The 20,924-nt window shown below is 67.3% G+C and carries 17 protein-coding genes; 6 read left to right on the top strand and 11 right to left on the bottom strand.

The window, feature by feature from the left end:
• Positions 1-51: 51 nt before the first annotated feature.
• Positions 52-654 (top strand): DUF1707 SHOCT-like domain-containing protein, encoded by a 603-nt coding sequence (locus ACQI5H_RS15725; protein ID WP_427080276.1) that lies wholly within the window; start codon positions 52-54, stop codon positions 652-654.
• Positions 655-668: 14 nt separating this feature from the next.
• On the opposite strand, the gene ACQI5H_RS15720 is transcribed toward ACQI5H_RS15725, so the two are convergent.
• The 6 genes from ACQI5H_RS15720 to ACQI5H_RS15695 are packed head-to-tail and all read right to left on the bottom strand — an operon-like array spanning position 669 to position 8,596.
• Entirely contained in the window at positions 669-2,663 is a 1,995-nt protein-coding gene (locus ACQI5H_RS15720) for a vWA domain-containing protein (protein WP_427080275.1), read from the bottom strand.
• Positions 2,656-4,038, bottom strand: a complete 1,383-nt coding sequence (locus ACQI5H_RS15715) for a sigma 54-interacting transcriptional regulator (RefSeq protein ID WP_427080274.1) — start codon at positions 4,036-4,038, stop codon at positions 2,656-2,658. The genes ACQI5H_RS15720 and ACQI5H_RS15715 overlap by 8 nt, the downstream gene beginning before the upstream one ends.
• A 42-nt stretch (positions 4,039-4,080) precedes the next feature.
• Entirely contained in the window at positions 4,081-5,652 is a 1,572-nt protein-coding gene (gene purH, locus ACQI5H_RS15710) for a bifunctional phosphoribosylaminoimidazolecarboxamide formyltransferase/IMP cyclohydrolase (RefSeq protein ID WP_427080273.1), read from the bottom strand.
• A 7-nt stretch (positions 5,653-5,659) separates the two neighbouring features.
• Positions 5,660-6,289 (bottom strand): phosphoribosylglycinamide formyltransferase, encoded by a 630-nt coding sequence (gene purN, locus ACQI5H_RS15705; protein WP_427080272.1) that lies wholly within the window; start codon positions 6,287-6,289, stop codon positions 5,660-5,662.
• Between the two features lie 18 nt (positions 6,290-6,307).
• Positions 6,308-7,684 carry a DUF6350 family protein gene (locus ACQI5H_RS15700; RefSeq protein WP_427080271.1) on the bottom strand — a complete coding sequence of 459 codons (1,377 nt, stop codon included), beginning with the start codon at positions 7,682-7,684 and terminating at the stop codon, positions 6,308-6,310.
• 39 nt (positions 7,685-7,723) lie between these two features.
• A complete protein-coding gene (locus tag ACQI5H_RS15695) occupies positions 7,724-8,596 on the bottom strand; it encodes a DUF5336 domain-containing protein (RefSeq protein ID WP_427080270.1) in 873 nt (290 codons plus the stop codon).
• A gap of 243 nt (positions 8,597-8,839) precedes the next feature.
• On the opposite strand from ACQI5H_RS15695, the gene ACQI5H_RS15690 reads away from it, so the two are divergent.
• Entirely contained in the window at positions 8,840-9,688 is an 849-nt protein-coding gene (locus ACQI5H_RS15690) for an LLM class F420-dependent oxidoreductase (protein WP_427080269.1), read from the top strand.
• 79 nt (positions 9,689-9,767) lie between these two features.
• Here the strand turns inward: ACQI5H_RS15690 and ACQI5H_RS15685 are convergent, their stop codons facing one another.
• The 3 genes from ACQI5H_RS15685 to sucC are packed head-to-tail and all read right to left on the bottom strand — an operon-like array spanning position 9,768 to position 13,395.
• Positions 9,768-11,297 carry an acetyl-CoA acetyltransferase gene (locus ACQI5H_RS15685; protein ID WP_427080268.1) on the bottom strand — a complete coding sequence of 510 codons (1,530 nt, stop codon included), beginning with the start codon at positions 11,295-11,297 and terminating at the stop codon, positions 9,768-9,770.
• A gap of 15 nt (positions 11,298-11,312) precedes the next feature.
• On the bottom strand, positions 11,313-12,215 hold the full coding sequence (sucD, locus tag ACQI5H_RS15680) for a succinate--CoA ligase subunit alpha (RefSeq protein WP_076128936.1): 903 nt from the start codon (positions 12,213-12,215) through the stop codon (positions 11,313-11,315).
• A gap of 16 nt (positions 12,216-12,231) precedes the next feature.
• On the bottom strand, positions 12,232-13,395 hold the full coding sequence (sucC, locus tag ACQI5H_RS15675; RefSeq protein WP_427080267.1) for an ADP-forming succinate--CoA ligase subunit beta: 1,164 nt from the start codon (positions 13,393-13,395) through the stop codon (positions 12,232-12,234).
• Between the two features lie 324 nt (positions 13,396-13,719).
• Here sucC and ACQI5H_RS15670 point away from each other — a divergent pair, with 324 nt between their 5' ends.
• Together ACQI5H_RS15670 and ACQI5H_RS15665 are read left to right on the top strand one after the other, a co-directional pair.
• Positions 13,720-14,769, top strand: a complete 1,050-nt coding sequence (locus ACQI5H_RS15670) for a M23 family metallopeptidase (RefSeq protein WP_427080266.1) — start codon at positions 13,720-13,722, stop codon at positions 14,767-14,769.
• A gap of 1 nt (position 14,770) precedes the next feature.
• Positions 14,771-15,349, top strand: coding sequence for a hypothetical protein (locus tag ACQI5H_RS15665; RefSeq protein ID WP_427080265.1), 579 nt, complete (start codon positions 14,771-14,773; stop codon positions 15,347-15,349).
• Positions 15,350-15,421: 72 nt separating this feature from the next.
• Here the strand turns inward: ACQI5H_RS15665 and pcrA are convergent, their stop codons facing one another.
• Positions 15,422-17,758 (bottom strand): DNA helicase PcrA, encoded by a 2,337-nt coding sequence (gene pcrA, locus ACQI5H_RS15660; RefSeq protein WP_427080264.1) that lies wholly within the window; start codon positions 17,756-17,758, stop codon positions 15,422-15,424.
• A 316-nt stretch (positions 17,759-18,074) separates the two neighbouring features.
• Here pcrA and ACQI5H_RS15655 point away from each other — a divergent pair, with 316 nt between their 5' ends.
• Together ACQI5H_RS15655 and pgi are read left to right on the top strand one after the other, a co-directional pair.
• Positions 18,075-18,386, top strand: coding sequence for a chorismate mutase (locus ACQI5H_RS15655; protein ID WP_427080263.1), 312 nt, complete (start codon positions 18,075-18,077; stop codon positions 18,384-18,386).
• 52 nt (positions 18,387-18,438) lie between these two features.
• Positions 18,439-20,103, top strand: coding sequence for a glucose-6-phosphate isomerase (gene pgi / locus ACQI5H_RS15650; RefSeq protein WP_427080262.1), 1,665 nt, complete (start codon positions 18,439-18,441; stop codon positions 20,101-20,103).
• A 6-nt stretch (positions 20,104-20,109) separates the two neighbouring features.
• Here pgi and ACQI5H_RS15645 read toward each other — a convergent pair whose 3' ends face one another.
• On the bottom strand, positions 20,110-20,859 hold the full coding sequence (locus ACQI5H_RS15645) for an SDR family oxidoreductase (protein ID WP_427080261.1): 750 nt from the start codon (positions 20,857-20,859) through the stop codon (positions 20,110-20,112).
• Positions 20,860-20,924 lie beyond the last annotated feature (65 nt).

Below are 20,924 nucleotides of genomic sequence, written 5' to 3'. Positions count from 1 at the left end.
GTTTAGCCAACCCACTTGCAGCAAAACTTCTACGTCGTACGCTCGTGGATGATGAGCAACCCAGCGCAACGCGACGCAAACGACACACGCGGCGAATCGTCGCGGGCGGGCGACACCGATCGCATCCAGATCGCGCAGTTGCTCGCCTACGCCGCCGAACAGGGCCGCCTGCAGCTCAAGGACTACGAAGACCGGCTGACCAGGGCATACGCGGCAACCACCTACGAGGAGCTGGACCAGCTGCGGGCCGACCTGCCGGGTTCGACGATGATCCCGCGCCGGGGCAGCAAGCTCAATCCGGCGCCGTCCACCCTGCTGCTGGCGCTGATGAGCGGATTCGAGCGTCGTGGCCGATGGAACGTCCCGAAGAAGCTGACCACGTTCACCTTCTGGGGCAACGGGGTGGTGGATTTGCGCTACGCCGATTTCACCTCCACCGAAGTCGAGATTCATGCGATCTCGATCATGGGCATGCAGAACATCGTGCTGCCCCCCGAAGTCAACGTCGAAATTCACGGACGCGGTGTGATGGGTGGCTTCGACCGCGCCGTGCTGGGCCAGGGCACGCCCGGCGCGCCGAAGGTGAACATCCGCGGCTTCTCGTTCTGGGGCGGCGTGGGCATCAAGCGCAAGGCCCGCCGGTCCCGCGGATAGTCAAGAAGCCAGCGCTAGCGACGGCGCCGCGATCGCAGGTAGTCGCCCACCACGGCCGCGCCCAGCCCGTCGAGATCGGGCACCACGACGCGTCCCTCGACCCGCCGCGCGACCTGGTCGATAAACCGGGCCAGGCCGGGGTCGCTGCCGAGCCGGAAGATCGTGACTTGCGCGCCGAGCCGGGCCATCTCGTCGAATCCGCGAACGGTGTGGGCGATGGTCCGCGGATGCGGCGGATAATCGAAAAACACCGCGGAAGACCCCTCACCGTCGAAGTCCTCCAGATGTGCGGTCGGCTCGCCGTCGGTCACCACCAACACGACGGGCTGCGCGTTGGGGTGCCGCCGTAGGTGACGGCCCGCCAGCGCGAGTGCGTGATGCAGATTGGTGCCCTGCTCGTAGACGCCTTCCAGGCCGGTTAGTTCCGCCGCGGTCACGGTCCGGGCATAGCGGCCAAACGCGATGATCTGCAACGCATCCGACCGAAACCGCGTGCATACCAGATGATTCAGCGCAAGCGCCGTCTGCTTCATCGGCAGCCAGCGATTCTCCATCACCATCGAAAACGAGGTGTCCACCAACAGCGCCACCGCCGCCTGCGTGCGCGTTTCGGTCTCGGAGACCTCGACGTCGTCGACGGTTATCCGGATCGGTCCGGCCCCGTCCTGCAGGGTCGCGGTTCCCGCCTGCCGCAGCACCGCGTTGGTGAGCGTGCGCGAGATGTTCCACGGCTCGGTGTCTCCGAATTGCCAGGGCCTGGTCGCGCCGGTCAGCTCTCCAGCGGCCCCCGCCCGACGATGGTCACGCTCACCGTGTCGACCGGAAAGCTGTTGCGCCACATCGCGTAACGCCGTCTCGCCGAGTCTGCGCATGGCCTTAGGGGAAAGCCGCCACTGCCCGTCGGAGCCACGATCCAGGAAGCCCTGGTTCACCAACGCGCGTTCCAATTCGGCCAGCGTTCGGGCGTCGACGGCGGCGTCGTCGCCAAGCTGACGGGCCAGCGCGTCGAGATCGACGTCATCCATCGTGGCGCCCGGATAGCTCTGCGAGAGCTGCTCGGCCAGCTGCTCCAGCTCGGCGATGTCGGACAGTGCCTGTGTCCCCTCGCCCATGCCGAACGGGTTGTCACCGGAGAACTGCTCGGAGCCGGTCCAGTCCTCCCCCGGCCGAGCGGCCTGCAGATGCCCATCGAGCCGATTCAGCGCGTTCATCAAGGACGGTGAGCCAAATGCCTGCTGCGCCAAGGCATCCAGCTCGGCTCGCTGCTCGGCGCTCAGGCTGTTGCGGAAACGCTGAGCGGCGGCGGCGCGCTTGGCCAGCGAGTCCAGCAGCTCCTCGACATTGCGCGGGTTCTCCGGGAAGAACTCGCCGTGCTTGTCCATGAAGTCGTCGAAGTCCTGTTGCGTGTCCTCGCCGCGGGCGTGCTTGTCCAGCAGATCGTTGAGGTCATCCAGCATCTCGGTGACGCGCTGGCGGTCCTCTTCGGTGGCGCCCTCCAGCGCCTGTTTCATGCCCGCGAAGCGCTGGTCCAGCATCTCGCGGCCAAGCAAATCCTTGATCTGCTCGTACTTTTCGCGCGCCTCGGCACTACGCCAGTTGTAGTCGGAAAGCTCCTGAACGGCTTTGGCTGGCGAGGCCGGAAGCGAGTCCAGCTGCAGTTCGCCGAAGCGGGCGTCGTCGTCGAGCGCGCGGGCCAGCTCCTTGCGTTCGGCCAGCACGGCCTCGTCGAGTAGCTTTTTGATCTCTTGTAGGGTGCCGTCCAAGTTGTTGCGGCGCAACAAGTCCCGTCGTCTCCGGTTGGCCTCGGCCGCGAGCCGGTCGGCGCCGGGCATGTTCTTGGTGCCGCGGCGAAGCAGCTCGGACAGCGCGCGGCGCGGCGACGTGCCGGCCATGACGTCCTGCCCGATCTGCTCGAGCGCCTCGCGCAGGTCCACCGGCGGGGCCAGCGGGTCCGGCCCGCCGGTGTACGCCGAGTATCGTAGCGAGTGGCCCTTAAAAGCTTCAGCCATAAACGGTTTGGCCCTCCCCGGACACCTTGTCGATCCGCTTGGCCAGGTACAGCGCCTCCAGCGCGAGTTCAAGTGCCGCGGCGCGCTCGCCTTCGGATTCGGCGCCCAGCTTTTTCGCGATCTTGTCGACGACCGGCAGCCCCGGCACCGCGGCCAGCACGTCCTTGGCCGACACCCGCTCGCCCGTCGTCACCGCCGAACCGGCCTCGACCGCGGCCACCAGCGAGCCGACGTCGATGCCGCCGAGGACTCGCGACGCGGTATCGGCGGTCGCGCGGCGCAACAGGTGTTCGAGCACCGCCTGTTCGCGGCCTTCCTCGCCGGACTCGAATTCCAGCTTGCCGCGCAGCACGTCGATCACCGTGCCCAGGTCGACCACGCGGGCCACGGGATCGGTCTCCCCCAGCACCGCTCCGCGGTGCCGGGCGGCGGCCGCGACGGTCTCGGCCGCCGCGATCGCGAATCGCGCAGACACCCCCGAACGCTGATCGACCGAACTCGACTCGCGCAGGTAGCGGGCGAAACGGGCCATCACCTGCACCAGATAGTCGGGGACCTGCGCGCTCAGGTGCGCCTCCTGGGTGATCACGCCCATCTCGGCCTCGAGCTCCAGCGGGTAATGCGTCCGGATCTCGGCGCCGAAGCGGTCCTTGAGCGGGGTGATGATGCGGCCCCGGTTGGTGTAGTCCTCGGGGTTCGCGCTGGCCACCACCAATACGTCCAGCGGCAGGCGCAGCGTGTAGCCGCGGACCTGGATGTCGCGCTCCTCCATGACGTTGAGCATCGACACCTGGATGCGCTCGGCGAGATCGGGCAGTTCGTTGACCGCCACGATGCCGCGGTGGGCCCGCGGGATCAGCCCGTAGGCGATGGTCTCCGGGTCACCGAGGCTGCGTCCCTCGGCCACCTTGATCGGGTCGATGTCACCGACCAGGTCGGCCACGCTGGTATCGGGCGTAGCGAGCTTCTCTGTATAGCGCTCGCTGCGGTGCTTCCAGGCCACCGGCAGGTCCTCGCCGAGCGTGGCGGCCCGCCGGATCGACTCGGGCGTGATCGGCGTGTAGGGATGCTCACCCAATTCGGCCCCGCCGATCACCGGCGTCCACTCGTCGAGCAGCCCGGCCAGGGCCCGCAACAACCGGGTTTTGCCCTGGCCGCGTTCGCCCAGCAGGACGAAGTCGTGGCCGGCGATCAGCGCCCGCTCCACCTGCGGCAAGACGGTGTCGTCGAAACCCAGGATGCCTGGCCAGACCTCATCGCCCTCGGCCAATGCGGTCAGCAGATTCTCTCGGATTTCCTGCTTGACTCCGCGTTCACGATGGCCGGTTGCACGCAGTTCGCCGACCGTGCGGGGCAGGTTACTCGGTGATGCCACCTCTCCAAGTTACGCGTTGGCCACCCGCATCACAGCGCGAGTTCAGTGCGCGAAGTGACGCGCGCCGGTGAGGTACACGGTGACGCCGACCTTGGCGGCGGCCTCGGTCACCTCGTCGTCGCGCACCGATCCCCCCGGATGCACTATCGCCCTGACCCCAGCGGCGGCCAGCGTCTCGAGCCCGTCGGGGAACGGAAAGAAAGCGTCGGATGCCGCGACCGCACCGCGGACCCGATCGCCGCCGCGGGCGACGGCTAGCCGGGCCGCGTCGACCCGATTCACTTGACCCATCCCGACGCCGATCGTGGCGCCGTCCGCCGCGATCACGATCGCGTTCGACTTGACCGCGCGGCAGGTGCGCCACGCAAAGACCAAGTCCGTCAACGTCTCCGGGTCGGCCGGTGAGCCGGTCGCCAGGCTCCAGTTCGCGGGATTGTCACCGTGTGCGTCCAGCTCGTCGCGCTGCTGCATCAGCAGCCCCCCGCTGACGGGTCGCAGCTCGGTCCCCCCGGTCAGCGGCTCGGAAGCCACCAGCACCCGGATGTTCTTCTTACGCGTCAGCACGTCGAGTGCGCCCGGCGCGTACGCGGGCGCGACGATCACCTCGGTGAAGATGGTGCTCACGTATTCCGCCATCTCGACGCTGACTTCGGAGTTCGACGCAATAACTCCCCCGAACGCGCTCAGCGGATCACACTCATGCGCCTTGCGATGCGCATCCGCGACCGACACCGACGAGATCGCGATCCCACATGGGTTGGCGTGCTTGATGATTGCCACACACGTCTGTTCGTGGTCGAAGGCCGCCCGCCACGCCGCGTCGGCGTCGGTGAAGTTGTTGTAGGACATCTCTTTTCCGTGCAGCTGCTCCGCCTGCGCCAGACCCGGCCAAGCGCCGGGGTCGCTGTAGAGCGCCGCCTGTTGGTGGGGGTTCTCGCCGTAGCGCAGCATCGCCGAACGGCGCCAGCCGCGAGCGAACCACTCGGGAAACGCCGTCGGCGGATGTTCGGGCGCCAGCGTCGACTCCATCCAGCTCGCGACGGCGATGTCGTACTCCGCGGTGTGCTGAAACGCCAGCGACGCCAGCTTTTTGCGCTCGGAGAGGCTGAATCCTCCGTTGCGCACCGCGGCGAGCACTCCGTCATACCCGAGCGGGTCGGTGACAACGGCCACGCTGGGATGGTTTTTCGCGGCTGCTCGGACCATCGAGGGCCCGCCGATGTCGATCTGTTCGATGCATTCATCGATGCCGGCACCGGAGTCGACGGTCTGGCTGAACGGATACAGGTTGACGACCACCAGTTCGAAGGCTGCGATGCCGAGCTGCTCGAGCGCCGCGGCGTGTTCGGGTTTGCGTAGGTCGGCCAGCAGGCCGGCGTGCACCCGCGGGTGCAGCGTCTTGACCCGGCCGTCGAGCACCTCGGGGAAGCCGGTCAGTTCCTCGACGGGCGTCACCGGGATCCCTTCGCCGGCAATGGTTTTGGCCGTTGATCCGGTCGAGACGATTTCGACGCCGGCCGCGCTCAGCCCCCGGGCCAGCTCGACCAACCCGGTCTTGTCGTAGACGCTGATCAGCGCGCGGCGAATCGGCCTTCTTGAGTCGTCGGTACTCATGTTGTGCTCATCCCAGGGTCGCCTTTCGTCCGATCCAGGTCACGCCGCGGGTTGCGATCGCGGCCACCACGTCGACCAGCAGCTGCCGTTCGGTGACCTTGATGCGTTCGTGCAGTGTCTCTTCGGTGTCGCCGTCCAACACCGGAACGGATTGCTGCGCCAATATCGGCCCGGTGTCGGTGCCGGCGTCCACCAGGTGCACCGTACAGCCTGTGACGCGCACGCCATAGGCCAGCGCTTCGGGCACCGCGTGCGCCCCGGGAAACGCCGGCAGCAGCGCCGGATGGGTATTGAGGATGCGTCCGAGATACCGCGAAAGAAACTGTGGTCCAAGTAGTTTCATGAATCCGGCGGACACGATCAGATCCGGCGCGTGCGCGGCGGCGGACTCGGTGATGGCGGCATCCCAGGCGTCGCGGTCCGGGTGATCGCCGAGCCGGACGGTGAAGGTCGGCACGGACGCCGCCTGCGCGATCTCCAGGGCCAGGCAGTCGCGATCGGCGCCGACGGCGACCACCCGAGCCGGATAGTCGCCGACCGCGGCGGCGAGTAGCGAGTTCAGTAGCGAACCGGTCCCCGATGCGAGCACCACGACCCGAGCCGGTGCGCTCGGGGGCACGTGGAGCGGTTGCTGCACATCGGCGAGCCTACTGGGTCAGTCCTTGGGATCGGGCTCGGCTTCGCCGGGCGCGGACGGGGGCGGCTCCTCGACGTCCGGCTCCCTGTCGGCGGGCCCGTCGGCGTCCGGCTCCGCGAGGTCCGGCTCGTCGACGTCCGGCTCCGCGACTTCCGCCTCATCGACGTCCGACTCGTCGAAAACCTCGGCGAAGTCCGCGGGTTCATCGGCCGCGGGGGCGGGTTCGGCTCGCCTGGGTCGCCTGGGCCGGCGCCGGATCCCCCCGGCCATCACCACCGTGACCCCGCCAACGACCGCGAACCAGAAAAACACACCGACTACCAGGGCGCCCTGGTCCACGCCGACATCGCCGAAGTTGCCCAACCGACCGCTCGCGCCGTAGGCGACCAAGGACATTGCCAGCGCCCCGGCGACCGACGCGACCAGGAGCTTGGCCATCGCCGGGACCGGTGGGAGCGGACGCCGCGCGCATTGCTGCCCGACAGCCACTCCCGACGCCGCGCCGACGATGAGCAGTGCCACCCACACCGGGCCGAGGGGCGGCGTGGGCGCGGCGGCCAGCACCGGCAGTGCGGGGATGTCGCCGCCGAACACGGTGAAGGAACTGAACGTGGCGAAGCCCAGATGGGCGCTGGACCCGACCGCGACCGCGGCGGTGCCGACGATGACGTTGGGCGCGTACAGCACCGACAGCACCGTGAGGCTGAACTGGCCGAATATCGAGTCGGTGATCCCGTAGAGCTCTTGCATCGTCGCCCAGTGCACGACCAGCGACCCGGCCGTCACCAAGCCGGAGAGGCCGACCAACGCCAGCACGCCCGCCGCCGCGGCCCGCGCCGAATCCGCCAACCAATTGGGCAGCGGCGAAGCGCCCAGCGCCCGCCGGCCCACCCGGGACGACACACCGATCGCGGCACCGATGGCATGCACCACCAGCACACTGGCGAAAGCGCGCAGGGCGCTTGGTGTCTGCAACTCGGTGATCACCGACGACGCGTCGTGGATCACCGCCAGCGCGATCGCCGCCATCAGCAACGGCCCGCCCAGTGCCGACGCGAACACCCAGCGGACGACGAGCCACGACGAGGACGGGGCGGTGGCCCGCGCCGTGCTGCGCGCGGTGGCCCACACCATCAACATGACGGGGAGCAGCGGCATGACGCCCAGTTCGCGGCCGCCGATGGAGATCGGCACCTGGTGCACACCGAGCCACATGCTGGCGATGGCGCCCAGCGCTCCGGTCATGTCGCTGTTGGCGATCAGCAACTGCAGCAGCGTGACGGCGGCGATGATGCCCAACGCCACCACGGCGGGGCCGAACGCGACCCTGACGAGGTCACGCGCTTGACGAGCGCCCGCCGCCCGGTTGTCCGCGCTTTCTGACACTCTTTTCACTCTTGGCGAACGTGCCCGACTAGGCGCGTAGGCGCGCGGTTAGCTCGGCGCCGGACCAGCCGGTGATGAAGGCGACTGCTCCTGTCCCTGGCCCGAAGGCTGCTGGTCGCCGGCTTGGTGCGGCGCGCCCGACGGCGGCGGGCTGAAGCTGGGGAAGCCGGTCGGTGGCGTGGACGACCCCTGCGGCTGGGCGCCGAATCCGCCGCTCGGCGGGTTGGTCGGGACCGCGCTCTGGGTTGGGGCCTGACTCGGCTGATAACCGCCGTACTGCGACCCATACGGGGAAGCCTGCGGGTTGTGCGACTGCGGCGCAACGTGCTGCTGGGCGCCCGGCTGACCGTAATACCCGCCGGGCTGCTGACCGCCGTACCCGTATTGCCCGTACTGGCCGTACTGCGCGTAGGGGTCGTATTTGGGCCGCGGGGCCGGCGGGGTGATAACACCCGCATCCAAAAGGATGACCACAACGGCCGCGATCGCTTGGAACACGCTGCATGCCACCAGGGGCCACATCGCCCAGCCGATCGCGAATCCGGCCGGCGTGTTGATCGTCTCGGCGATCGCGAGTAGTGCGCCCAGTGAAGCGATTACGCCGACGACGCCCGCGTAGCTCTTTGCCTTGGGCAGCAGACCCAGCCCGGCGAGCAACGCGGCCAGCACGGCGACGAGGACCGCGGTGCCCGCGTCACCGGCGCGTCCGCCGGCGCCCGGCCCGAGGTCGGCGCCGAGCGTGAAGGTCGGCCCGAAGTTCAGCAGGTACACCCCCAGGCCGAGGACCACCACCGCGATGTTCAGGTAAAGCGGAAGGTTGCTTTCACCGCTTTCGTCCTTGGCGAACGACGGTGTGGCGCCTGGGTAGGAGCCGCCGGGTTGCGCTGGTGGATATCCGGGACTACCGGGCGAGTAGGTCATGGCTCCTCCTGTTGCTTCCAGTGTCTTTGCCTCAGCGGCGCCACGCCACCGTTGCAGTGCGACGCTGTGCTCGCGCGCGCGCCATAGTTGCCGGGACTTGCTGCGCTTGCGGTGCGACGCGATCGATCAACCACGCTAGCGCACATTCCGGGACCGGTGCCGGTGCCACCGGCCTGTCGGCGCGAGCAGCGCCGATTCACCGCCGCTTGCCCACCATAGGTAGAACACGTTCTAATTCTGTGCATGGATTACGGCCTTGTGCTTTTCACCAGCGACCGTGGCATCACTCCGGCGGCGGCCGCCAAGCTTGCCGACGACCACGGCTTTCAGACGTTCTACGTGCCAGAACACACCCATATCCCGATCAAACGCGAGGCGGCTCACCCGACGACGGGTGACGCGTCGCTGCCGGACGATCGGTACATGCGCACACTAGACCCATGGGTCAGCTTGGGCGCTGCGTGCGCGGTCACCTCGCGGGTGCGGCTGTCCACGGCGGTGGCGCTGCCCGTCGAACACGACCCGATCACGCTGGCGAAAAGCATCGCCACCCTCGACCATCTGTCCGGTGGCCGGGTTAGCCTCGGCGTCGGTTTCGGCTGGAACACCGACGAACTCGCCGACCACAACGTGCCCCCCGGGCGCCGCCGCACCATGCTGCGCGAATACATCGAAGCGATGCGCGCGCTGTGGACGGAAGAGGAAGCCGCGTACGACGGCGAGTTCGTCAAGTTCGGTCCCAGCTGGGCCTGGCCCAAGCCGGTGCAGTCCCACATTCCGGTGCTGGTGGGCGCCGCGGGCACCGAGAAGAACTTCAAGTGGATCGCTCGCAGCGCCGACGGATGGATCACAACCCCGCGCGACTTCGACATCGACGAGCCGGTGAAGCTTTTGCAGGACACCTGGGCGGCCGCCGGTCGCGACGGCGCCCCGCAGATCGTCGCGCTGGACTTCAAGCCGGTGCCCGAGAAGCTGGCCCGCTGGGCCGAGCTCGGGGTGACCGAGGTGCTGTTCGGCCTTCCGGACCGTCCCGACGACGAAATCGCCGCCTACGTCGAGCGATTGGCCGGCAAGCTCGCCGCCCTCGTCTGAAAACCGCGAGATATAAACCACTGCGACCGTCTACGGCGTGTCGTGTGCGTGGTTTATGTGTCGCGCTGCGCGGAAGCCCTCAGCTCAGCGTGCAGCGGTTGCCGTAGTCGAACGAGCGCACCCGAACCGGACTCCCCAACGGGTCGCCGTCGGTCAGCAGTGCGATCAATTCGGCGTCCTCGGTGGTCGACAGGAATCGGCTGCCGTCGGCGTCCAGCCGGCCGACGATGATTCCGGTCAGCCGACCGGAATCGCGCCGAACGGTGTAGGTCTCGATGGTGGCGGCTCCGTCGGCCGCCTCGGTCACCGCCCGCGTGGGCGAGCTGCCGATCTGCGCCTGCAGCGCGGCGCTGCGATCCGGCTTCCATTCCGTCGGCGTGGTGGAGTAAACGCCGACCGAGTACTTGCTCAAGATGCCGCCGTTGGCGCCGACGAGGCCGAATTGCCCAGGCGCACTTCGCATTCGGGCTACCGTCTCGGCGACCCCGTGCATCGAGTAGTTGTTGCCGGCACCACCGAAGAAGGGCAGCCCACCGGTCAGGGTCAGTCCGCGTGGATCGTCGGGCGCGATGCCCATGCCGTCGCAGATGTTGAAGACCGGCACCGGAAAGCAGCTGTACAGGTCGAAGGTGGCAACGTCGTCGAGACCGATGCCGGCCACGTCCAGCGCCTCACGCACCGCCATGACGGCCGACGGCGCATGCCCGAGGTCCGGGCGTTCCAGCAGCGGCTGTTCCTCCAGGTCGGCGTGGCCGTGCAGGTACACCCAGTTGTCTTCCCGCACTCCCAGCCGCCGCGCGGACTCGACCGACATCACCAGTGCGGCCGCGCCCTGGTTGACCTGATCGCGAGCGACCAGCAACCGCGGGTAGGGATCCGAGATCATCCGGTTGCTCTCGGTCACGGTGATGAGCTCGTCGACGGTGCGTTCCACCGGCGCGGCGGCAAACGGATTGCCCGCGGCGACCTTGGTGAACGGCGCGAACAGCTCGCCCATCCGACGCAGGTATTCCGTTGGGCCCAACCCGGTTTCGGCACGACGGGCATTCTCCAGCAACGCATACTGCGTCGGCGCGTCGACCAGGCCGTGGATCACCGTGTAGCGCGTGACGAGTCGCTCCAGGCCGTAGCCCCGGTCTTCGAGTGAGCCGTCGACGGTCTCGGAGAAGTCCGGGCGGTTGTCTGCCCCGGCGAAATAGCGCGTGGTCGACGTGGCATCGGAGCCGAAAATCAGCGCGACGTCGGCGCGACCGGCGGCGATCTCGCCGGCCAGCTCGGTGATCAGGTGCTGCGGGCCCTGACCGCCGACGACCTCGAGGATGGCCCGGGCGGGGTCCGCGCCGATCCGGTTGGCCACCGAGCGCGGATAGTTGTTCGACTTGCCCAGCAGCGGTTGGGCCGGCCCGGAGATCTCGAATTGCCTTACGCCGGCGACGGTGTCGATCGTCGCCGCGACCTTGGCGACGTCGGCGCCGCAGTCGTCCAGTGCGGCGCGCGCCGCCGCGGCGGCCAATTCCACGCCCGACATCGCGCGGTAGTAGGCGTCGTCGATGCGTTCCGCCGACTGCCCGACCCCGACGACGACGGGTGTACGCGGATCCAGTGTCACGTGCGAAACCTGTCGCTACAGGCTCTGCAGAATCTCCCGGGCCAGCGCCGCCGTCTCCGAGGGGGTCTTGCCGACCTTGACCCCGGCCGCCTCCAGGGCTTCCTTCTTGGCGGCCGCGGTGCCCGACGAGCCGGACACGATCGCGCCCGCGTGGCCCATTGTCTTGCCTTCTGGCGCAGTGAATCCCGCGACGTAGCCGACGACCGGCTTGGATACGTGCGCCTTGATGTAGTCGGCCGCGCGCTCCTCGGCGTCGCCGCCGATCTCGCCGATCATCACGATCACCTTGGTGTCGGGATCCTTCTCGAACGCCTCGATGGCGTCGATGTGGGTGGTGCCGATGACCGGGTCACCGCCGATCCCGATGGATGTGGAGAAGCCGAAATCGCGTAGCTCGTACATCATTTGGTAGGTCAGCGTGCCGGACTTGGATACCAGCCCGACGGGGCCCGGCCCGGTGATGTTGGCCGGGGTAATGCCCACCAGCGCCTGGCCCGGGGTGATGATGCCGGGGCAGTTCGGGCCGATGATGCGGGTCTTGCCACCCTTGTGCAGGTTGTAAGCCCACGCATATGCGCTGTCCTGCACCGGGATTCCCTCGGTGATGACCACCAGCAGCGGGATCTCGGCGTCGATGGCCTCGATGATGGCGTCCTTGGCGTACACGGGTGGGACGAAGACGATCGAGACGTCGGCGCCGGTCTTCTCGATGGCCTCGACGACGCTGCCGAACACCGGCAGCTCGACGGGCTTGTCGTTGACGTCCTTGTGCGCGACCGTCGTGCCGGCCTTGCGGGCGTTGACTCCGCCGACGATGTGCGTGCCGGCCTTGAGCATGCGCGCGGTGTGCTTGGTCGCCTCGGCGCCGGTGATGCCCTGGACGACGACCTTGTTTTCGGCGGTCAGAAATATAGCCATTGGGTCATGCTTCCTTTCAGGCGCTCGCCAGCTCGGCGGCCTTGTCGGCGGCCTCGTCCATCGTCGGCACCAGCGTCACGAGCGGGTGGTTGGCCTCGGCGAGGATGCGCCGGCCTTCGTCGACGTTGTTGCCGTCCAACCGCACCACCAGGGGCTTGTTGGCCTCGTCGCCCAGGATTTCCAGGGCCTTCACGATCCCGGTCGCCACGGCGTCGCAGGCCGTGATGCCGCCGAACACGTTGACGAACACGCTCTTGACCTGCTTGTCGCCCAGCACCACGTCCAGGCCCGCTGCCATCACCTCGGCCGACGCGCCGCCGCCGATGTCCAGGAAGTTGGCCGGCTTGACACCGCCGTGCTTTTCCCCGGCATAGGCGACGACGTCGAGGGTCGACATCACCAAGCCCGCGCCGTTGCCGATGATGCCGACCTCGCCGTCGAGCTTGACGTAGTTGAGGTCGTGCTCCTTGGCCTTGAGCTCCAGCGGGTCGGTGGCGTCGCGGTCCTCGAACTCGACGTGGCCGGGCTGTCGGAAGTCGGCGTTGGCGTCCAGCGTGACCTTGCCGTCCAGCGCCAGAATCCGGTCGTCGGGGGTGCGCACCAACGGGTTCACCTCGACCAGCGTGGCGTCCTCACCGACGAAGAGGTCCCACAGCTTGGAGATGGTGACCGCGGCGGCGTCGAGCACCTCGGCCGGTAGGTGGCCCTGCTCGGCGATGGAACGCGCGGTGGCCAGGTCCACGCCCTTGACGGCGTCGACCGAGACCTTGGCCAGCCGGTCGGGCTTGGTGGCGGCGACTTCTTCGATCTCCATGCCGCCCTCGACCGAGCACATCGCCAGATAGGTGCGGTTGGCGCGGTCGAGCAAGAAGGAGATGTAGTACTCCTCGGCGATGTCGCTGGCCTCGGCGACCAACAGCTTCTTGACGACGTGCCCCTTGATGTCCAGGCCGAGGATGTTCTTGGCGTGTTCGTAGGCGTCTTGGGGTGTCGCGGCGTACTTGACGCCACCGGCCTTGCCCCGGCCGCCGATCTTGACCTGCGCTTTGACCATCACCGGCGCGCCGATCTCCTCGGCGATAGCCTGAGCGCCCTCGGCGGTGTCGGTCACCCGGCCGGGCGTACTCGGTACGTTGTGCTTGGCGAATAATTCTTTGGCTTGATACTCGAAAAGGTCCATGGGCTCACTGTCTTCGCTCGGCTTACTGCAAGTCCTGTACGTAGGCGGCGCCGCATCCGGCAACACGCACGGACGAACTGTATCCACCCGTCGAACGGTTGCCATCGCCGCATCCCACCGATGTGGCACAGCTCACGAGACAGCGCGAAGCCCGAAACGTGATGCGGATCACAATATCCGGCCGGAATTTAGTCCGAGGTTGCCAGCCCCGTCCGTAAACCGATACCTTCCTTAGGTCCAGATAACGTTATGGTCACGATACGAGGACATTCCAGCTTGTCCCAGCACCGTTTGACTCGTTCTGCTGCCGAAACATCCGGCGTTGTGAGAGTGAGTCGTGCAGCGGGAGCCCATTGGACAGAGCCGCACGGCAACGAAGTCACCGAGATCCTTCCGCTCGACGGGTTCGACTTCGACAACCTCGAATTCGCCGACGATTGCGGCGAACTGCACGACCTCGACTTCAGCAACGACTCGACGTTCGACAACGAAGCCCAGGTTCTGCTGGCCCCCGAGCTGGACGACCTGCACGACGTGGACGACCTGGCCCCGCTCCTGCTTGCCGCTCCCGCGGCGGTGCCGGTCCCGGTGCGATTCCAGCCCGACACCGACGTGCATCGCCCCTATCAATCGGACATCACCGACGTCATCTCCGTGGTGCGCCGGGGTGGCCAGCACCGCAAAGAGCCGACGAGCGCGGCCAAGGGACGGCTGCTGATCTCGGCGATGGCCGCCGGCGCGGCGGCCGCGGCGGCCCATACCGCGACCAGCCATGCCGAAGTCCCCAAGACCGACGCCGTGCTGACCGCCAACGCGTCGGCGCTCACCGGCGGGTCGAGCAGCAACGCCACCCGCGGCGCCCAGGTGATCGCGGTCCAGCCGGCGGCGAACACCGTCGTGCACAACGCGGAACTGGCCCACGGTGTCGCGTACGCCAACGATCGCGCCCAGCGCGAGGCCCGACTGCAGCAGCCGCTCTACGTCATGCCCACGCACGGGATATTCACGTCGAACTTCGGCTACCGCTGGGGGGTCCTGCACGCCGGCATCGACCTAGCCAATTCGATTGGCACACCGATCTATGCGGTGTCCGACGGCGTGGTGATCGAGGCCGGGCCGGCTGCCGGCTATGGGGCGCTGGTCAAGGTGCGCCATGCCGACGGCACCGTCACGCTCTACGGCCACGTCAACACGACGACCGTCAGCGCCGGCGAGCGCGTGATGGCCGGTGACCAGATCGCCACCATGGGCAATCGTGGCAATTCCACCGGGCCACACCTGCATTTCGAGGTGCTGCAGGGCGGCAGCGAAAGGATCGACCCGGTGCCGTGGCTGGCCAAGCGCGGCATCAACGTCGGCAACTACGCTGGATGAGGTGACCGCGCCGAACGACCCGCCTCCCGCCGCGCACCTGTCCGAACCACCGGAGCCACCCTCCGAATCACGCACCCGGATCATCCGGCGTGCGCCCACGGGACCAATACCGACGGTCCAGGAGTCACCGACCACCCAGATTCCGCCGCAACCACCGCCTTACCGGGGTTCCGCCGCCTCCCGGCGCGGAGCAATCGGCCCGATGGCCGGCGAGCCCAGCAGCCGGACGGCGGTCGCGGGCTGCGCCGTCGCCATCGTCAGCGGGTGGGCCACGTCGGTGGTGGCCACCGATTTGATCGCCGGCTGGTGGAAGACCGACCGGTTGTTCTGCATCGCGGTCGCGTTTCTCGCCCTGGTGTTCGCATCGACGACCATTGCCGGCGTGATCGTGCTCCTGCAGCGCCGGTCCTTGGGGCGCTATCTCATCGTGGCCGGCGCGGTGGTCGCGGTGCTGACCTACGGCGGCGTGTTCATCGCGGGCGCGCGGGTCGCGTGGATCGTGCACGCTCTCCCCCTGTTGCCGATCGCCAGCGCGGTTCTGGTGATGCATCCGCGGACCAAGCGCTGGCTTGAGGACTAACGTCCTTCGCCGAACGTGTACTCACTGCGAGAAATCCGGCGTTTTTTCGCGCTCAGTGCACGCTCGGCGCGCTCAGAGTTTGCTGACCGGCGCGTGGTTGTGCATCAGCTTCACCCGTCCTGAGCTGCCGAAATCGATCAACGACATGGCGGATTCGCCGACGCCGGAGACCTCCTCGACCCGGCCCAGCCCGTACTTGTCATGCGTCACGCGGTCACCGGGCTGCAGCACCAGCAGCGGGCGTTTGCCCGCCCCCGAGCGAGTCGGCGCCGCGCGGGGAGTACCGAACCGGCCGGCCCCGCTGACCGGAGCGCTGAACGACGGCGTAGGCGCGCTGCGGCGCCAGTCGATGAGCTCCTGCGGGATCTCGCGCAGGAACCGGGACTCCGGATTGAGCATGGGCTGTCCCCAGGAGGACCGGACGATGGCCCGGCTCAGGTACAGCCGCTGGCGGGCCCGGGTGATACCGACGTACGCCAGCCTCCGCTCCTCGCAGAGCTCGGTGGGATCGTCGAGCGACCGCATGTGCGGGAACATCCCGTCCTCCCAGCCGGTGACGAACACCACCGGGAACTCCAGACCCTTGGCGGTATGCAGCGTCATCATCGTCACCATGCCAGCGCCCTCTTCGGGGATCTCGTCGCTGTCGGAGACCAGCGACACCCTCTCCAGGAACGCCGCCAGCACACCGGTGTCCGGCACGTCTTCGTCCTCGGGGGTTTGTAAAGACTCGTCGAGCGCGGCGGCGTTGGCCTGGTCGATGCTGAATTCATGTGCGACGCTTACCAATTCGTTCAGGTTGTCCAGCCGGGCCAGTTCCTGCGGGTCACTCGAGGATTCCAGCTCCCTGCGGTATCCGGTGCGTTCCAGCACCGACTCGACCAGATCGCCGAGGTCGTCGTCGAGGCGGCCCCGCAAGTCGTCCAGCATCTCGACGAACCCCGAGATCGCCTTCTCGGCGCGGGTATTGAGCATCGGCACCTTGCCCTCGGCCGCGGCGACGAGCGCATCGGCGAAGCTGGCGCCGGTGTTCTCGGCGTACACGGCCACGCACGCCTCGGCGCGATCACCGATGCCCCGGCGCGGGGTGTTGAGGATGCGCCGCATGCTGACCGCATCGCCGGGATTGTCCAACACCCGCAGGTAGGCCACGATGTCGCGGATCTCCTTGCGCTCGTAAAAGCGCACTCCCCCAACGACTTTGTATGGAATCCCGGCGCGGATGAACACCTCTTCCAGTGACCGCGACGAGTTGTTGGTGCGGTAGAAGACGGCGACGTCGTTGTAGGTGATCTCGCCGCGCTCGGCGAGCGCGTCGATTTCTTCGGCAACGAACCTGGCCTCGTCGTGCTCGTTGTCGGCGACATAGCCGACGATCAGCTCGCCTTCCCCCGCGTCCGTCCACAGCCGCTTCTCCCGGCGCCCGGAGTTGCGGGCGATCACCGAGTTGGCCGCCGACAGAATGTTCTGCGTGGAGCGGTAATTCTGTTCCAGCAGAATGGTTTTCGCGTCGGGGTAGTCGCGTTCGAAGTCCTCGATGTTGCGGATGGTGGCGCCGCGGAACGCGTAGATCGACTGATCGGCGTCGCCGACCACGCAAAGTTCCGCCGGTGGCACGTCATCAGGCGAATCCGGCGGGCCGCCGCGACCGACCAGCTCCCGAACGAGCACGTACTGCGCATGGTTGGTGTCCTGGTATTCGTCGACCAGCACATGGCGGAATCGCCGCCGGTAGTACTGCGCGATCGCCGGGAAGGTCTGCAGGACCGCCACCGTCTCCCCGATCAGGTCGTCGAAGTCCAGCGCGTTCGCCGTGCGCAGGCGGCGCTGGTACTCGGCGTAGACGGATGCGACCGTGCGGGCCAGGTCATCGGATTCGTCCGACAGGTTGGCCAGCGCCTGATCGGGGTCGATCAATTCGTTCTTCAGGTTGGAGATCGCATTGGCCAGCAGCCGCGGCGAATACCGCTTGATGTCGAGGCCCATGTCGCGGCCGATCATCTGCAGCAGGCGCCGGGAATCGTCGGCGTCGTAGATCGAGAAGTTGGAGTTGAGGCCTTTGATCAGGGACGCCTGATTGCGCAGGATGCGCACGCACGTCGAGTGAAACGTCGATACCCACATCGCGCGCGCCCGGTTGCCGACCAACCGCACCACGCGCTCCCGCATCTCGGCGGCCGCCTTGTTGGTGAACGTGATGGCCAGGACCTGACCCACCCCGACGCCGCGCGCCGCGATCAGGTACGCGATGCGCCGCGTCAATACCGCAGTCTTGCCCGAACCCGCACCGGCCACGATCAGCAGCGGCGCACCCTGGTGGACCACCGCTTGGCGCTGTTGTGGGTTGAGGTCGTCGAGCAGACGGTCCGCTTCGGGGGCGGGCTTGGTATCGGTCGCGTGCACACTCATGTCTGTCCAAACTTACCGCCGACCGCCGACGTGAACGGTCCGGTCCGGCCCGTCCGAGCGATCTTTTTCGCCGGGCCGCAACCGGGCGCGTCCCGGGGGGTCCAATCCCGCGTCTCGGGGGTTTGCGGAGGGCATTTACATGGGTTTTTGCAACGGGTCCGCCCCTAATTGGCTAGACTCGGTCTCGTGCTCAACGCGCGTCGTCGATTTTTCTATGGGTACCCGCTAGCGGTGCCCGTGGTCTAGCTGCCGTCGCAGAGCCCCGTGGTCCGCTTCCGGATTCGGGGCTCGTCTCTTTTGTGAGGCCTGATACCGGATGAGACCAGAACCCCCACATCACGAGAAGGCGGAGTTTGCAGAGATGAACATGCTGGAAGCGGAAGAACTCGACAACATCGACGAGTTGCGCGAAGAGATCGACCGGTTAGACGCCGAGATCCTCGCTGCGGTGAAGCGTCGTGCCGAAGTGTCGCAGGCGATCGGCAAGGTCCGGATGGCGTCCGGCGGAACCCGGCTGGTGCACAGCCGCGAGATGAAGGTCATCGAGCGCTACAGCGAGCTCGGTCCCGACGGCAAGGATCTGGCAATGCTGTTGCTGCGACTGGGTAGGGGCCGGCTCGGCCACTAGCGGCGGACGCGGGCACCTGGCTGGTCCCCCAACGCCGCATTAGGGTCGAGCCATGACCTCCCTGCGAACGATCCCCGACATCACCGCCACCCCGGCGTGGGAAGCCCTGCGCAGGCATCACGACCAAATCGGACAGACCCACCTTCGCCAGTTCTTCGCCGAAGATCCCGATCGCGGCCGCGACCTCACCGTCGCGGTGGGCGACCTCTACATCGACTACAGCAAGCACCGCATCACCCGGGAAACGCTGCGGCTGCTGCTCGATCTGGCCCGCGCGGCGGGCCTCGAGGAGCATCGCGACCAGATGTTTTCCGGCGCACACATCAACACCTCGGAGGATCGCGCGGTGTTGCACACCGCGCTGCGGCTGCCCCGCGACGCCGAGCTGGTGGTGGACGGCCAAAACGTGGTCGAGGACGTGCACTCCGTGCTGGATGCGATGGGCGACTTCACCGATCGGCTGCGCAGCGGCGAATGGACCGGGGCGACTGGGAAACGGATCAAGACGGTCGTCAACATCGGCATCGGTGGCTCGGACCTGGGACCGGTGATGGTGTATCAGGCGTTGCGTCACTACGTGGACGCCGGTATTTCGGCGCGCTTTGTGTCCAACGTCGACCCCGCGGACCTGATCGCGAAATTGGCCGATCTAGACCCTGCCACAACACTTTTCATCGTCGCGTCCAAGACGTTCTCCACCCTGGAGACGCTGACCAATGCGACCGCAGCGCGCCGCTGGCTGACCAGCGCCCTCGGCGACGCCGCGGTGTCAAAACATTTCGTGGCCGTCTCCACCAACAAGCGCTTGGTCGACGACTTCGGCATCAACACCGACAACATGTTCGGGTTCTGGGACTGGGTCGGTGGCCGCTATTCGGTCGATTCGGCGATCGGCCTGTCGCTGATGGCCACCATCGGCCGGCAAGGTTTCGCTGATTTTCTGTCCGGATTCCACATCGTGGACCGGCATTTCAAGACCGCCCCGCTGGAGTCCAACGCTCCGGCGCTGCTCGGCCTCATCGGTTTGTGGTACTCCAACTTCATGGGCGCGCAATCGCGTGCCGTGCTGCCGTATTCCAACGACCTGGCGCGTTTCGCGGCCTATCTGCAACAGCTCACCATGGAATCCAACGGCAAGTCGACCCGCGCCGACGGCACGCCGGTCACCACCGACACCGGCGAAATATATTGGGGCGAACCGGGAACCAACGGCCAGCATGCCTTCTATCAACTGTTGCACCAGGGCACCCGATTGGTGCCGGCCGACTTCATCGGCTTCAGCCAGCCGCTCGACGACCTCCCCACAGTCGAAGGCACCGGAAGCATGCACGACCTGTTGATGAGCAACTTCTTCGCCCAGACCCAGGTGCTGGCGTTCGGCAAGACCGCCGAAGAAATCGCCGCCGAAGGCACACCCGCCGACGTCGTGCCGCATAAGGTCATGCCCGGCAACCGGCCGTCGACTTCGATCCTGGCGGACCGGCTCGCGCCGTCGGTGCTGGGTCAGCTGATCGCACTCTATGAGCATCAGGTGTTCACCGAGGGCGTGGTCTGGGGAATCGACTCGTTCGACCAATGGGGCGTGGAGCTGGGCAAGACGCAGGCCAAGGCTCTGCTTCCGGTGCTCACCGGCGACGGTTCCCCTGAGCCGCAGTCGGACAGCTCGACCGATGCGCTCGTCCGCCGCTATCGCACCGAACGGGGCCGCACCAGCTGACGCGGACTAGGCGAATCGCTTGGTCAGCGGGGGCGGCAGCACCCGGATGAGTTGCACCAGCGGCGCCCAGGGCCACCGCGGCACGACGGCCCGGCCCGGCTCGCGCTCGATGGCGTCGACCAGTGCCCTGACGCCAGTTTCGTTGTCCACCATCAGCATTGTGCTCGCCGACTTGGCCGTCATCTCCGATTCGATGTAGCCGGGCTCGATCGCCGTGACCTTGATCGGTCCTTTGGCGTACTCGGCGCGCAGCGATTCGCCCAGCGAGGTCAGCCCGGCTTTGCTCGCACAGTAGGCGGCTTTGACGCCGGGCACGCCCTTGTTGCCCAGCACCGAGGAGATGAGCACCAGATGCCCCGATCCGCTCTTGGCGAACATCTCCAGCGCCGTTTCGATCTGCACCAGCGCGGCGACCAGGTTGGTCTCGATGGTCGCCTTGTTCGCCCACAGCTTGCCCGACCCGAGCTTGGCGCCCTTGCCGATGCCGGCGTTGACGATGATGCGGTCGATGCCGCCGAGTGCATCGCTGAGTTCGGCGAAAACCTTGGGCACCTGTTCGTGGTCGTTGACGTCCAGCGCGGCGACCGCGATCTTGATGCCCGGATACTGTTGGGCCAGTTCGTCTTTCAGCTCGTCGAGCCTGTCGGTGCGCCGGGCGCACAGGGCCAGGTCACGACCCTTGGCCGCGAAGGAACGCGCCATCCCGGCGCCCAGGCCGGAACTGGCGCCGGTGATGAGAATCTTCTGGCGAGTCACCCGCGCAGCATATCGAGTGTTCGCCCAGCGTCGAGTTGTTGGGCTCAAAAGCGGGTTTTTGGCAC

The organism is Mycobacterium heidelbergense, from assembly GCF_050205645.1.
Taxonomy (GTDB): domain Bacteria; phylum Actinomycetota; class Actinomycetes; order Mycobacteriales; family Mycobacteriaceae; genus Mycobacterium; species Mycobacterium heidelbergense_A.
Note: the sequence above shows the minus strand (reverse complement) of the source record. Positions and strands in the feature narration are given on the sequence as shown.